Source organism: Streptomyces sp. NPDC001270 (assembly GCF_042896695.1).
Lineage (GTDB): Bacteria > Actinomycetota > Actinomycetes > Streptomycetales > Streptomycetaceae > Streptomyces.
Genome location: NZ_JBIAXM010000006.1, coordinates 177,394 through 190,623, shown reverse-complemented (window position 1 = coordinate 190,623; position 13,230 = coordinate 177,394). Strand labels below are relative to the sequence as shown.

The following is a 13,230-nucleotide window of genomic DNA, read 5'->3' as shown; positions in this document are numbered from 1 at the left end:
CGGCGGACCGTAGGAGCCGTCATGGGGGTGTCCTGTCCTGTGGGCGGTTGTTCGGTTGGTTGTCCGGTCGGTTGTTCAGAGGTGTCGTGGACATCGCAGCGCGGATCTTGTCCGCGCGGGCTCGGACTGCGGGGGCGGGCAGGGGCGTACGGGGTTGTGTGGGGGCGCGTTCGCCACGGCAGCCGCTGCACACGCCTCCCGGCAGGGCCTCCGGGCGTCCGGGGACTCCGCACTTCGCGCACTCCAGGAGGCGGAGGGGCGGGCGGGGTGACTGCCGTACGGGTTCGGGCGGGAGTTTGTCCAGCAGGCGGCGGCGGACCAGGGCGGCCGGGTGGTGGACCGGGGTGGGCAGGCCCTCGGTCAGGGCGCGGAGTACGGACTCGTCGGTGGCGCCCCGGGTGAACCAGTCCGTCAGGAGCGGGGCGAGGGCCGCGCAGTCGGCGGCGGAGAGCGACAGCACCGGGGCCGTGCGGCCCAGGGCGGCGAGGAGGGTGTGGGCGCGGGTCCGGGTGGGGCCGCGGTGGTCGGCTGGCGGCTGGTCCGGCGGCGGTCCTGGAGGCTGTCCGGGTTCCGGTGCGTCGCCGCGGGTGAACGCCGCCCACCACGTGTCGTCGCGCGCGGTCCGGGACCACCACGTTCGGGTGATCCAGCGGGTTCCTCCGGCCGTGGTCTCCAGCCGTTCCCGGCCGCGCCTCAAGTGGCCTGCGGTTACGAGTCGGTTGAGGGCGGTGCGGAGGGCGCATTGGCCGTACGGGGTTGTGTTGGCCAGCGTCTTCACGGAGATGTCGGCGCCGTCGGGGAGGCGGTCGACGTACGCGGCGATGGCTGCCTCGCGGGGCGGGAGATGCGCGAAGTCGAGGTTGGTACGGGGGAGTTGGTCAGGAGTCGAACGTTTTCCGTAACCCGGATTGGCCATCGGGGGCGGGGTCGGATGCGCGGACGGGTGGGCAGCACTAGCATTGGCGTCAGCCACGGGATCGACCTCATTTCGATCTCGTCGGTAGCCGCGGGATCGCTTTCTTTGGGTGTTCGATCTCGTCGGTCAAGCCCCCGCAGGTGTTGGCGCACCTGGCGGGGGCTGATTCGTTATGCGGGACGCTAGACGGTTGTCACCCTCCGTTGCAAGTCGGTTGCGTCAAGTCAACTCGCAGGGTGGGAGGGCGGGTTGGGACCTCCACCCGTTCCTTGCAAAGAGGGCTCGGGGCTCGGTGCCCGAGGCTCAAGCGCCCAGGTTGCCGACGTTTTTGATGAACGCCGACCAGGCGTCCGGTCGGAACGCGAGCTTCGGGCCGTGGGGGTTCTTGGAGTCGCGGACGGGGATGAGGGCGGGGTGGCCGTCGGCTACTTCGAGGCAGTTTCCGCCGTCGCCGCCGCTGTACGTCGACTTGCGCCAGCGGGCTACTTCCAGGCAGTTTCCGCCGCTGCCGCCGCTGTAGCTGGACTTGTACCAGGCGGAGGTGGCCCCGGCCGGGTCGTACTCAGGGATGGTCCTCATGCGCGTAATCCTGCGCCATGGCCTCGATGAGGACCAGGGAGTTCTCCGGGGAGAGCGCGCAGGCCGTGAGGAGTTCGTACGTGAACCGCTGGTGACGGATGACGGCCGGGTCGTCCTCCAGGCGTCCGGTGCCGACTCCCTCGAAATACACCAGCGGAGGGGCTTCCTCGAAGTCCATCAGTTTGATCGCGCCCTGCATTGCGGCGTGCGCTCCCGCCTCGAATCGCAGGACTTGCGCGATGACACGGCCCCGGTCGGCCAGGTCGGCGATGTGCCGCAGGGCCTCCGCCATCACCGCACGTCCGCCCGTCACCCGGCGCAGTGCGGCCTCGTCGATCACCGCCCACAACAAAGGGTCTGTTGGATTGTCGAGGATGTGGGCACGCTCCATCCGGGCTGCCACCAGCTTGTCGATCGCCTCCTCGGGTGCCGTTGGCTGGTAGGCCCGGCAGACGGCAGCCGCGTAGGAGGGTGTCTGGAGCAGTCCGGGGATGAGCAGCGGCGCGTACTCCCTGATCGCTGTGGCGCTCGCTTCCGCCTCTGCCGCTTCGGCGAAGTGCTCCGGATACTTCGACTTGGCCACTGCCGCGCAATTGCGCGTGAAGAAATCCGCCGTTCCCAGGACTTCGTCCAGCAGCACCGCGTACTCCTGCTGCATCCGCCGGGATCCCGTCTCCAACTGTCCGATGAACGATCCGCTCACGAACAGCCGTTGGCCCAACTGGGCCTGACTGAGGCCCTTCCTCTCCCGTGTCCCGTGCGTGCCGCAACTCCGCGCCCAGCAGGGCGCGCGGTGACGACGACGGGTCGAGGTCCTTCGGTCCGGGCATGGCATTCCTCCCCGTCCGACACCCGATCTTGTTGGGGTGTGGCGTCTCGCCAGGTTAGGAGTCCGGCGGCCACGCTGTGTTGCGAATCACGAACTCAGCGTGGAGGTGTGGGATGGAAGAGATGAAGGGCGCGGCGGAGGTCGCGCGGTCCGCTCGGACGACCGAGGAGGCGGTGGGGCAACTGCGCTCGGCTCTGCGCGACGTCGGCATCATCCTGCCGGGGCTCGGGGTGGATCCGCTGTCGGCCGGGCAGGAGGAGCCGTACGCCCTGGTCGATCTGGGGCGTTGCAATCTCGGGGTGGCCGCGCGGCTGGCGGCTGCGCTGCGGGGGGTGGCGCGGGGCGGTGGGGCGTGAGCGGGGAGCGGCCCGCGGTCGGCCGGTATGTCGTCGATCTACGGAGCGGGCGGCTCGGTGAGGTGATGGATCACGTGGGCGGGTGTGTGCAGTTGCGGCCCGTTGGTGGTGGGCGGGAGTGGGACTGTCCGCCGGAGTCCGCCGAGGCGGCGGCGCCGGGTGAGGTGCTGCGGGAGCGGGTGCGGCGGTTGAACCGGGAGGCCAGTCTGCTGGGGGCGATCGAGCCGCCCCGCTGAGGTGAGGCCGGAGGGCTATGTTCCGGGTCACAAAGCGGTCGGGGTGGAATCTGGCGGAGGGTGCCGAGGTTGCTTCAGGTGCTGTACGGATGCGCATGCACACACTGCCTGTGTCGATCCCCCCCGTCATATCCCCCATCACGTCCCCAGCACCGAGGAGTACCCAGGTGACCGTCAGCGCCACGTCCGCCTCCCGCGCGGCCCAGGTTCTCGCCCGCCCGATCGCGATCAACGGGGTCACGGTCCCCAACCGGATCGCGATGGCCCCGATGACCCGTTCGTTCTCACCGGGCGGCATCCCGGGCGAGGACGTCGTGTCGTACTACGCCCGGCGGGCCGCCGCAGGTGTCGGACTGATCGTCACCGAAGGCACCTACGTGGGTCACGAGTCGGCCGGACAGAGCGACCGGATTCCGCGGTTCCACGGCACGGAGCAGCTGGCGGGCTGGGCCCGGGTCGCCGAGGCGGTGCACGCGGCGGGCGGCACGATCTTCCCGCAGCTGTGGCACATCGGCATGGTCCGCGAGCAGGGGCAGCCGCCGTTCCCGGACGCGCCCGCGGTCGGCCCCTCCGGGCTGCGCCTCGACGGCACCGAGGGCACCGGCAACGCGATGACGCAGGCCGACCTGGACGCCGTGATCGGCGCCTTCGCCGAGGCGGCGGTGGCCGCGGAGCGCATCGGCTTCGACGGGGTGGAGCTGCACGGCGCCCACGGCTATCTGCTCGACCAGTTCCTGTGGGCGGGCACCAACCGGCGTACCGACGCGTACGGCGGGGACCCGGTGGCCCGGACCCGGTTCGCGGCGGAGGTCGTGGCCGCGGTGCGCGCGGCCGTCTCCGCCGACTTCCCGGTCACCTTCCGCTACTCGCAGTGGAAGTCGGACAACTACGACGCGCGGCTCGCCGAGACCCCCGAGGAACTGGAGGCGATCCTGACCCCGCTGGCCGCGGCCGGTGTGGACGCCTTCCACGCCTCCACCCGCCGCTACTGGCTCCCCGAGTTCGAGGGCTCCGACCTCAACCTGGCCGGCTGGACCAAGAAGCTCACGGGCAAGCCGGTCATCAGCGTGGGTTCGGTCGGTCTCGACGGTGACTTCAGCACGGCTTTCCGGGGTGAGGGCTCGGCGGTCAGGGGCATCGACGACCTCCTGGACCGGCTGGAGGCGGACGAGTTCGACCTGGTGGCGGTCGGGCGCGCGGTGCTCCAGGACCCGGAGTGGGCGGCGAAGGTCCTCGAGGGCCGGTTCGACGAGCTGAAGCCGTACGACGGGGGCGCGCTGAAGACGCTCAGCTGACGCCGCCCGGTCCCGGTTCCCTGCCGGGACCTGGTTCTCCGCGCGGTCCGGGTTCCCCGCTCGGTCCCGGTTCTCCGCCTGGTTCAGGTCGGAGGGCCGGGACCGTCGCGTAGGTGGCGGCGAAGCCCGTCACATAGGCGGTCAGCAGGCCGCCCGCGTAGATCGACGCCGTCAGGGCCAGTGGCCGGTTGCCCGCCAGGAGCGGGAACAGGGCCCAGCCGGACGGGCCGATGGCCGTCGCGCCCACCTTGTCGCCGAGCATCGCGAAGAAGCCGACGAAGGCCCCGCCCGCCGCGCCGCCCGCGCAGGCGGTCAGGAACGGCCGGCCCAGCGGCAGCGACACCCCGTAGATCAGCGGCTCCCCGACGCCCAGCAGCCCCGCCGGGAGCGCCGACCTGATCGTCGTACGGAGGGAGGTGTCGTGGCGCAGCCGGACGTACACCGCGAGGGCCGCGCCCACCTGGCCGGCGCCCGCCATGGCCAGCAGGGGCAGCAGGACGGTGTAGCCCTGCTGCTCGATGAGGGTGGTGTGGATGGGGATCAGCGCCTGGTGCAGGCCCAGCATGACGAGGGGCAGGAACAGACCGCCGAGCACCAGCCCGGCGAACGCGCCGGTGGTGGCCAGGAGCCAGTCCGCCGCCGTGCCGATGGCGGTGGCCACGGCACCGGCCGCGTACATGAGGCCGTACAGCGTCACCAGGCCCGCGGTGAGGACCGTGACGGTCGGGGTGAGCAGGACGTCCAGCGCGCCCGGTACCCGGCCGCGGCACCACTTCTCCACGTACGTGCCGAGCAGCGCCGCCGCCAGCGCGCCCAGCACCCCGCCCTGGCCGGGCGTCAGGCGCACACCGAACGCCGTCACCTGCGCCACGCCCGGGTAGACCACCACGGCCGCCACCGCCCCGCCGAGCACCGGCGTACCGCCGAACTCCTTCGCCGTGTTGTATCCGACGAACACCGCGATCAGTGCCATGAAGGCGGAGGCGATGGCGGTGAGGGCGGGCGTCAGGCCGGGCAGCCAGTGCGCATTGGCCAGCAGTCCGGCCAGCCCGGCGAGGATGCCGCAGCCGATCAACGCCGGGATCAGCGGCACGAAGACGGCCGCGACGCGGCGCAGCGCGGCTTTGACCGGGGTCGCGTTGCGGCGGCGCCGCTCCTCCCGCAGCACGGCGCCCCGCGCGGCCAGTTCGGCGGCGGTCGTGGGGGCTGCGCCGGTGACCTCGGTCGTCCCGGTGGCCTCCGCCGTCCCGGTCGGCGCGAGGATTCCGGTCGTACCGCCTGTCCCGGTGGTGCCGCCTGTTCCGGTCGTACCGCCTGTCCCGGTCGTCCCGGCTGCTGCTTCCGCTGTCAGGCGTTCGACCTCGGCCGTGACGCCGGCCACCGCCGCCGGTCCCAGCACCACCTGGTACGACGGCCCGTCCACCACCACGCCCAGCACCCCGGGCAGCGCGCGCAGCCCGGCCGCGTCGGCCGCCGAGGCGTCGGCCAGGCCCAGCCGCAGCCGGGTCATGCAGTGGGCGACGGAGGTGACGTTGGCGGGGCCGCCGACCAGGGGGAGCAGCGCGGCGGCGGTGGAGGCGGGGTCGATGCGCACTCCCCGAGCGTGCGGGTCAGCCGCCCGCGACCGCCAGCGCGGCACGCAGATGACCGTCCGACTCCTCCAGAAGGCGGGCGGCCGTCGGGCCGTCGACACCGGCCAGGATGGTCAGGATCGCGTTCTTCGTCTCGCCGCCGGTCTCGGCCAGGGCCCGCTCGATCTCCCCGTCCGTGGCGCCGGTGGCCAGCGCGACGATACGGCGGGAGCGGGCGCGCAGCTTGTCGTTGGAGGCGCGGACGTCGACCATCAGGTTTCCGTACGTCTTGCCCAGCCGGATCATCGTGATCGTCGACAGCAGGTTGAGGACCAGCTTCTGCGCCGTACCGGCCTTCAGCCGGGTGGAGCCGGTGAGCAGCTCGGGGCCGACGACGACCTCGATGCCGTGTTCGGCCGCCGCCGCGAGCGCGCTGTCCGCGTTGCAGGCCAGGCCGACGGTCAGGGCACCCAGAGCGCGGGCGTGCGCGACCGCGCCGACGGCGTAGGGGGTGCGGCCGGAGGCGGAGACGCCGACCACCGTGTCGTCGGGGGTGAGCGCGAGGGCGTCGAGGTCCGCGCGGGCCAGGTCCGGCGAGTCCTCGGCGCCCTCCACGGAGGTGACCATGGCCGCGGGGCCGCCCGCGATCAGGCCGACGACCCGGGCGGGGTCGGTGTTGAAGGTGGGCGGGCACTCGGAGGCGTCCAGCACGCCGAGGCGGCCCGCGGTGCCGGCGCCCGCGTAGATCAGCCGGCCGCCGCGGGCCATGCGCGCGGCGATCGCGTCGACGGCGGCGGCGATCCGCGGGAGACAGGCGGCCACGGCGGCGGGTACGGCGCTGTCCTCGCCGTTCATCAGCCGGGCGATCTCCAGGGTGGGCAGCCGGTCGATGTCCGCGAGTTCCGGCCGGAAGGCTTCGGTGGTGAGCGTGTCGAGTTGGGCGCGGAGCTGACGGGGGTCGGACGTGGAGGTCATGGCGAGCGGCTCTTTTCCGTGCTTTTCAGGCGTGCGGTGCGGGTGGAGCGAGCGAAGTCCGCTGCGGTTCGGCATTCCCCGCGCGCGGGGCGCCGGGAACGGGGGTCCCTCTGTTCGAGTGTGCGAGCCGAGCCGGGAACCGGGAACCGAGAACTCGGGGGAGCGACCCGCCTCCGCGCCGCCCGCAGGCGAGAGGCGACGCGGTTCTTCCTGGGGGACCCGCGGAGCACCCGGTGCTCAGCGGTGCCGGTGGGCGAGCGCCTCGTAGGAAGCGGCCAGCGCGGGCGCGGCCGTCTCGTACGTACGCTGCGCCACTCCGATGAACAGGCAGTCCACGACGAGGAGTTGACTGGTGCGCGAGGACATCGCGGCCGGTCGCAGCTCGCTCTCCCGGGCCGTGGAGGTGGTGAGCACGTGGTCGGCGTACTGGGTGACCGGACCGTCCGGCCGCCCGGTGACGGCGATCGTGGTGGCGCCGTGCTCGAAGGCGGCCCGCAGCGGCTCGATGACGTCCCCCGTCGAGCCGGAGTGGGTGATGGCGATGGCCACGTCCCCGGAGCGCAACTGCACCGCGTTGGTCACGGCGAGGTGCGGATCGCTGTGGGCGTGGGCTATCTGGCCTATGCGCAGCAGCTTCTGGGTGAGGTCCTGGGCGACCAGTCCCGACGCGCCGATCCCGTACACGTCGGTGCGCCGTGCGGCGGCGAGCGCGGCGACCGCCGCGCCCAGCTGGGCGGTGTCGAGACCGGCGGCCGTGTCGGCGAGGGTCTGCTGCTCGTCGTAGGCGAGTTTGGCGACGACGTCGGCGATCGGGTCGTCGACCGCGATGTCGGTGGTGAGGGCGGGTGCGCGGCCGGACTGCTGCTGGGCGGCCAGGCCCGCGAGGGCGAGGCGCAGGTCACGGTAGCCGGGGTAGCCGAGCAGCCGGGCGGTGCGGACGACCGTCGCCTCGCTGGTGCCGGTGAGTTCGGCCAGCCCGGTGACGGTGAGGGCGGCGCAGCCGGCCGGGTCGCCGGCGACGGCCTCGGCGACCCGCTGCATCGAACGGGTCATGGACGGGGCGAGCGTGCGCACCTTGGCGGTGAGGGCGGCCGGGGCGGGCGGCGCGTTTCCGGGGCTGCCAGGGCTGCCGAAAATTTCCTTCACGTCCTGGGTCACTCGTGAAAGATATTTTCGGCTCGCGGCCGGGGTCAAGACCGCGGCGGCGTGGTCTCAGGGGGGAGGGGAGGCAGGGGCCCCGGCCGGGGGCCGGGGGACGGGCGACGTGAGATGAAAGACGCGGGGTGCGGTACGGCTTGGTGGCGGGGGCGGGACCCCGCACAATGGCGCCATGGATCCCATCACCCCACTGGAACGTGCCCTGCACACGGCCCGTGCCCGGGTGCTCGCCGACCTGGTCGCGGGTGAGGTCGCCGACGCGGACGTGGTCTCGCTGGTCGAGGAATCGGTCGTGCAGCGGCGTTGGTGGGTCGAGCAGTGGCCGGACGGGGCGGCCTACGTCGCCGGGCTGGTCGCGCAGGACGTGCAGGACGCCCTCCTGGAGCGGTACGGGCGCTGGCCGCTGTGCCCGGTGTGCGGCTCCGGCGATCCGCACGCGCTGGACGTCGAGCCGGAACTCGGACCCGACCCGCACTGGGTGTGCCACCAGGCGGGCGTGAAGGTCGCGGCGGTCGGCTCGCTGGGGCGGGCCACGGGCGGGGTGCCGTCCTCGTGAGGCAGCCGTGACCGTCTACATCGACCCGCCGGACTGGCCGGGACACGGACGCATGTGGTCACACCTCGTCAGCGACGTCTCCTACGACGAACTGCACCTGTTCGCCGCCACCCTGGGTGTGCCCCGCCGCGCCTTCGAACGCGATCACTACGACATCCCGTCACAGCGGTACGAGGACGCGGTGGCCGCCGGTGCGGTGCAGGTGCGCAGCCGGGACGTGGTGCGGCTGCTGTACGCGGCCGGGCTGCGCAGGCCGAAGGGGCGGCAGGCCCGGCGGGTGTAGCGACGCGGGTCGGGGGTGGGGTGTCGGTGGCCCGGCGGGGGCGGGTCTGGAGTCGCAGGCTGGTGTGGTGTCGGATGGCCCGGCGGGGCTGGAGCCGTGGGGCGGCGGGGTGTCAGGTGGCTCGGCTCGGTGGGGCTGGAGTCGCGGGCCGGAGGGGTGTCAGGTGGCTCAGCGGCGGACGTAGAGCCGGAGCGAACGGGCCATGCCGTGCTCCGTGTGCGCGGTCTCCTCCTCCGCCGTGTCGGCACGGACGAACCCCGTCCGGTTCAGCACGCCCTGCGACGGCAGATTGTCCTGTTCGGCGCAGGCGACCAGCAGGTTCACCTCGTCCCTGGCCAACGCCCACTCGGCCAGCGCGGCCAGCGCCTCGGTGGCGTACCCCTGGCCTCGGGCGGCCTCGGCGAGGTCGTAGCCGATCTCGACGCGGCCGTCCTCGTCCGGGGCCGAGTGGAAGCCCAGGCCGCCGAGTGCCCGGCCGTCCTCCCGCCGGACCAGCACGAACAGCCCGAACTCCGGCCGGTGGACGCCGGATTCATAGCTCTTGGCCACCATTCCGGCGGCGTCCCGCGTGCCCTGGAACGGGCCGCCGTCGATCCAGTCGAAGCCGCCGTCGCCGCCCAGCCGCAGATCGCGGGCGGCGGCGGGCCGTACGCCCTGGAGGGTGAGCCGTTCGGCGGGGATGACGAGGTTGTTGCACCAGCGCCAGTCGGTGACCGGGGCACGTCCGGGCAGCTCGCCGCGGCCGGTCGCCCACAGCAGCGTCGGCCAGGGCGCCGGGCCGGGCCGGACATGCGGGAAGATGCAGGTCAGTACGGACTCGGCGAGGTCCGCCGACGGCTCGTAGGCCAGCCCGAGCCCGGTGGCCATGTCATGCGTGTGCAGCAGTACCTCGGCGATGCCCATCGCGGCGAAGCCCTGGCGGTCCGCGCTGCGGAAGGGAAACGGGTGGAAGGCGCGCACCTCGCGCGGGGTGGTGCGCACGGTGGTGGCGAGCAGCACGCCGGTGGTCTCGATGACCTGGAGGACGCCGGCGCTGTCGGCGGCGGGCATGCCCTCGTCGCCCTCGCCGTCCAGGGTGATGTCGAAGGGTACGTACGACTCCTGCGCGCGTCCGGCCAACTGCCCGGCGTACGCGATGAGATCGCTCGCGAGGTGCACGGCGGTCTGCCGGCAGCTCCAGTCCAGCGACCCCGCCCTGACCGCCGTCCAGTCCCGGTCCACGGCCGCGCGCAGCGTCGCCACACAGCCCGCGACGGCCTCGTCCACCTGATCTCCGCCCAGTTCACGCATGCGCGCAGACTAGTGCCGCATCGACCGACGTTCGCCCTGTAGTGCCGGGCTATTTGAAGGACGTGGCCGCAAGGGGGGTAAAAGCCACGCCAACTCCGAAGGCCGGACGCTCCATTGCTGCCGAAACGGTCATGAGGTCAGCGGTTGCCGTCCGTGGAGCCGGCGGAGCTGGGTTCGAGGACTGTGGGACTGGCGGTGATGTGCGCGGTGAGGTTTGCGCCGTCCTGGGTCGCTCAGCGGGCTGCCGCAGGGGTACGGAGCTGTTCGGCCAGCCGGTTGAGTTCGGCCGCCGTGGCAGGCGAGGGGTCGTTGAGTCCGCTGTGCACGGCCGTCGGGCTCGTCAGGAAGCGCCGGAACATGGCCACGAGGAGCCCTTGCGGCAGAGCCCGCAACGCGGCGAACGCGCGGGGTACCGGCGGCGTCTCCATCGCGGCGAGGTTCTGCCGCATGAGGTGGAGCATGCCGCGGACCGCGTCCGGGGCGTCGGCCAGCGCTACCGGGCCGCCCGCCGCGTATACCGCCTGACCGAGCGGGACCTCGAACGCGGCGTGCGTCCTGAGCCAGGCATCCATCTGCGGCACGGCCTTGGCGTTGAACCCGGCGGTACGGAACGTCTCCACGATCCGTACCAGTCGCGGGGTGGTACGGCCGTCGGGCTCGCCGATCGGCATCACGACCCGGCGGGTGATGAAATTGGTCTTGCGGTAGCGGATCACGTCGCCGTCCATCGTGCCGCCAGTGGCGGGGAAGCCGAGCAGCACCCGCTCGTGGCCGATCACCGCACCCAGCGCCTCCGGGCCGGCTGCCCAGTTGAGCAGGAACAGCACGTCGCCCTGGACATCAGCGAGTGATTCCAGCACCGCATTCACCTGGTGGGTGCGGACGAAGACGGTGATCAGGTCGTACGCGCCGTCCGGGTGCTCGATCGCCGGCACCGGCACCCGCCTGACAGCTGGGCTGTCTTCCTCGGCGAGCTGCACTCCCTGCCGGCGCAGGGCGGTCAGGCGCTCGCCCCGGGCGAGGAGCGAGACGTCGTGGCCGGCCTCATGCATGCGGGCGGCGAACAGACTGCCGCACACCCCGGCGCCGTACACGAGCAGCTTCATGACAGCCCTCTTTCACACGTTCGTTTGACTCATACGTTCGTTTCATTCAAACATATGTAGAGTCCCTTGTGTGGCGACCCCAGACACTCGCACCCAGATCCTCGACGCGGCCGAGCGCCTCTTCGCCGAGCACGGATACCGCGGCACCTCGGTCCGCGCGATCACCAAACTCGCCGGAGCGAACCTGGCCGCCGTCGGCTACCACTTCGGCTCGAAGGCGGAGCTGATGGCCGCAGTCGCCCGCCGCGTGAGCGAGCCCGTCAACGCTGCCCAGTGCGCCGGGCTCGACACATTGCTCGCCCGGACCCCCGACCCGTCGGTCAGCGAACTGGTGGAGGCATTCGCGGGGCCGCTGTTCGACGAGATGCCGGCCGACGACGAGGGCGGCGCCCGGACGTCCCGGCTGATCGTGACGATCCTCAGCGACCCGGCCGAGGAGGCCCGCAGCTGGACCGGCCCGGCCGAATACTCGGTCCGCGAGCGCTACCTCGCAGCCTTCGCGCGCGTACTGCCCGGCCTTTCCCCGGAGGAACTGTGGTTCCGGATGCGGGGGATCCTTGCCGTGACGGTCGTCGACCGCCTTGAGGTCCACCAGCAGCCCTCCCCCGGCTGCGGGTCCCCGGTGGCGGGCGACGCGGCCCGGCGATGGGCGATCACGTTCCTGACGGCAGCGTTGAGCGCGCCACCGACCCGGATCTGACGGCCCAGGACCGACGCCGGCGGCGCGGGTCAGGTGGCGTTCGCCCGGTGGACGAGGGCAGTGAGGCGCTTGCCGGCGGCGTTCTCGTTCCGCCAGACGATGTATCGGCGGATCATGCTGCCCTGGGCCTTGCGGGTCATCGGCCCCGCGGACGAACCTGGTTTTCCGGCCGGGTGGCGTCGGAGCCGGTGACGACGCGGGACGCGGTCGGGCCGCGGGACGCGGACGTACGGCGGTGCAGCCGCAGGGACACGCCGGCCGCGCCGACCGCCGTGAGCGTGAGCGCGGCGCCCGCCCAGGCGGGGGCCGCGTACCCGTAGCCGGCGTCGATGACGGCGCCGCCGAGCCAGGGGCCGCCCGTGTTGCCGACGTTGAACGCGGCCGTGGTGGTGGCACCGGCCAGCGTCGGGGCGGCGGCGGCGACGTCGAACAGCCGGGCGTTGAGGGCGGGCGCGGTGTAGAAGGCGGACCAGCCGAGGAGGAAGGAGAGGACGACGGCCGCCGCCGCGAACTGGCCGAGGAGCGCGAGGAGGACGAGGAACACCGTCGAGGCCGCGGTCCCGGTGAGCAGCACCCCGAACAGGTGCGCGTCGCCGATCCGGCCGCCGAGCGTCGTACCGGCCAGGGCGCCGATCCCGAACAGCGCGAGCACGATCGGCACCCAGCCGTCGGCGAGCCCGGCCACGTCCGTGAGCAGCGGCGCGAGATAGCTGAACGCGCAGAACACCCCGCCCGCGGCGAGCGCGATCAGCACGATGCCGACCTGCACCTGGCGGTCCGCGTAGATCTTCAACTCCTGCCGCAGCCGCGGTTGTTCGGCGGGCCGCGGGATGCGCGGCACGAGCGTCGAGACGCCCACGAGCGCGACGGCGGTGGCGAGCGCCACCGCCCAGAACGCCGAGCGCCAGCCCAGGTGCTCACCGAGGAGGGCGCCGGCCGGGACACCGAGGACGTTCGCGACGGACAGTCCGCCGATCATCACGGCGAGCGCACGGGCCCGTACGCCCTCGTCGACCATGGCGACGGCCACCGCCGCCCCCACCGCCCAGAACCCGGCGCAGGCCAGCGCGCTGATCACCCGGGAGGCGAACAGCAGCCCGTACGAGGGCGCGAGCGCGCCCGCGACCTGGCCGAGGCCGAAGACGGCGAGCAGCCCGATGAGGGTGGTGCGGCGGGGCAGCCGGAGCGTGGCCACGGCGAGCAGCGGCGCGCCGACCACCATGCCGATGGCGAAGGCCGAGATCAGCAGGCCGGCCCGGGGGATCGACACGTTCATGTCGTCGGCGACGGCCGGCAGCAGGCCGGAGAGCATGAATTCGCTGGTGCCGAGGGCGAAGACGGACAGTCCGAGGACACGGACGGCAAGGGGCATACGGGAGC

The 13,230-nt window shown here is 72.7% G+C and carries 14 protein-coding genes and 2 pseudogenes; 6 read left to right on the top strand and 10 right to left on the bottom strand.

What is annotated here, in order from left to right; genetic code table 11:
- Positions 1-19: 19 nt before the first annotated feature.
- The 3 genes and pseudogenes from ACFY2B_RS12690 to ACFY2B_RS12680 all read right to left on the bottom strand — a co-directional run bounded on the left by ACFY2B_RS12690 (position 20) and on the right by ACFY2B_RS12680 (position 2,325).
- A complete protein-coding gene (locus ACFY2B_RS12690; RefSeq protein WP_390763285.1) occupies positions 20-916 on the bottom strand; it encodes a hypothetical protein in 897 nt (298 codons plus the stop codon).
- Between the two features lie 303 nt (positions 917-1,219).
- Positions 1,220-1,495 (bottom strand): DUF397 domain-containing protein, encoded by a 276-nt coding sequence (locus tag ACFY2B_RS12685; protein ID WP_390763136.1) that lies wholly within the window; start codon positions 1,493-1,495, stop codon positions 1,220-1,222.
- A pseudogene (locus ACFY2B_RS12680) lies at positions 1,479-2,325 on the bottom strand (helix-turn-helix domain-containing protein). Before ACFY2B_RS12680 ends, ACFY2B_RS12685 begins: the two are co-directional and overlap by 17 nt.
- Before the next feature lie 112 nt (positions 2,326-2,437).
- Between ACFY2B_RS12680 and ACFY2B_RS12675 the strand changes: the two are divergent.
- The 3 genes from ACFY2B_RS12675 (at position 2,438) to ACFY2B_RS12665 (ending at position 4,211) form a co-directional block, all read left to right on the top strand.
- Complete coding sequence (locus tag ACFY2B_RS12675) at positions 2,438-2,680, top strand: hypothetical protein (protein WP_390763135.1); 243 nt, start codon at positions 2,438-2,440, stop codon at positions 2,678-2,680.
- Entirely contained in the window at positions 2,677-2,916 is a 240-nt protein-coding gene (locus ACFY2B_RS12670; RefSeq protein WP_390763134.1) for a hypothetical protein, read from the top strand. Before ACFY2B_RS12675 ends, ACFY2B_RS12670 begins: the two co-directional genes overlap by 4 nt.
- A gap of 167 nt (positions 2,917-3,083) precedes the next feature.
- Complete coding sequence (locus ACFY2B_RS12665) at positions 3,084-4,211, top strand: NADH:flavin oxidoreductase (protein WP_390763133.1); 1,128 nt, start codon at positions 3,084-3,086, stop codon at positions 4,209-4,211.
- Here ACFY2B_RS12665 and ACFY2B_RS12660 read toward each other — a convergent pair.
- The 3 genes from ACFY2B_RS12660 to ACFY2B_RS12650 all read right to left on the bottom strand — a co-directional run bounded on the left by ACFY2B_RS12660 (position 4,204) and on the right by ACFY2B_RS12650 (position 7,915).
- On the bottom strand, positions 4,204-5,805 hold the full coding sequence (locus ACFY2B_RS12660; protein WP_390763132.1) for a PTS transporter subunit EIIC: 1,602 nt from the start codon (positions 5,803-5,805) through the stop codon (positions 4,204-4,206). The genes ACFY2B_RS12665 and ACFY2B_RS12660 overlap by 8 nt on opposite strands.
- Positions 5,806-5,821: 16 nt before the next feature.
- Positions 5,822-6,757, bottom strand: coding sequence for an N-acetylmuramic acid 6-phosphate etherase (gene murQ, locus ACFY2B_RS12655; protein WP_390763131.1), 936 nt, complete (start codon positions 6,755-6,757; stop codon positions 5,822-5,824).
- Positions 6,758-6,994: 237 nt separating this feature from the next.
- Entirely contained in the window at positions 6,995-7,915 is a 921-nt protein-coding gene (locus ACFY2B_RS12650) for a MurR/RpiR family transcriptional regulator (protein ID WP_390763130.1), read from the bottom strand.
- Between the two features lie 172 nt (positions 7,916-8,087).
- Here ACFY2B_RS12650 and ACFY2B_RS12645 point away from each other — a divergent pair, with 172 nt between their 5' ends.
- Together ACFY2B_RS12645 and ACFY2B_RS12640 are read left to right on the top strand one after the other, a co-directional pair.
- Positions 8,088-8,471, top strand: coding sequence for a hypothetical protein (locus tag ACFY2B_RS12645; protein WP_376532604.1), 384 nt, complete (start codon positions 8,088-8,090; stop codon positions 8,469-8,471).
- 7 nt (positions 8,472-8,478) lie between these two features.
- Positions 8,479-8,754 carry a DUF4031 domain-containing protein gene (locus ACFY2B_RS12640; protein ID WP_390763129.1) on the top strand — a complete coding sequence of 92 codons (276 nt, stop codon included), beginning with the start codon at positions 8,479-8,481 and terminating at the stop codon, positions 8,752-8,754.
- Positions 8,755-8,922: 168 nt separating this feature from the next.
- Here the strand turns inward: ACFY2B_RS12640 and ACFY2B_RS12635 are convergent, their stop codons facing one another.
- Positions 8,923-10,044: a GNAT family N-acetyltransferase gene (locus ACFY2B_RS12635; RefSeq protein WP_390763128.1), complete on the bottom strand. Its 1,122-nt coding sequence runs from the start codon at positions 10,042-10,044 to the stop codon at positions 8,923-8,925.
- Positions 10,045-10,277: 233 nt separating this feature from the next.
- Positions 10,278-11,150: a ketopantoate reductase family protein gene (locus ACFY2B_RS12630; RefSeq protein WP_390763127.1), complete on the bottom strand. Its 873-nt coding sequence runs from the start codon at positions 11,148-11,150 to the stop codon at positions 10,278-10,280.
- Positions 11,151-11,220: 70 nt separating this feature from the next.
- Between ACFY2B_RS12630 and ACFY2B_RS12625 the strand changes: the two genes are divergently transcribed.
- On the top strand, positions 11,221-11,850 hold the full coding sequence (locus tag ACFY2B_RS12625) for a TetR/AcrR family transcriptional regulator (RefSeq protein WP_390763126.1): 630 nt from the start codon (positions 11,221-11,223) through the stop codon (positions 11,848-11,850).
- Positions 11,851-11,879: 29 nt separating this feature from the next.
- On the opposite strand, the pseudogene ACFY2B_RS12620 reads toward ACFY2B_RS12625, so the two are convergent.
- Together ACFY2B_RS12620 and ACFY2B_RS12615 are read right to left on the bottom strand one after the other, a co-directional pair.
- Positions 11,880-11,981, bottom strand: a pseudogene (locus tag ACFY2B_RS12620) (transposase); the annotation flags it as partial.
- Positions 11,982-11,986: 5 nt separating this feature from the next.
- On the bottom strand, positions 11,987-13,222 hold the full coding sequence (locus ACFY2B_RS12615) for a Cmx/CmrA family chloramphenicol efflux MFS transporter (protein WP_390763125.1): 1,236 nt from the start codon (positions 13,220-13,222) through the stop codon (positions 11,987-11,989).
- Positions 13,223-13,230 lie beyond the last annotated feature (8 nt).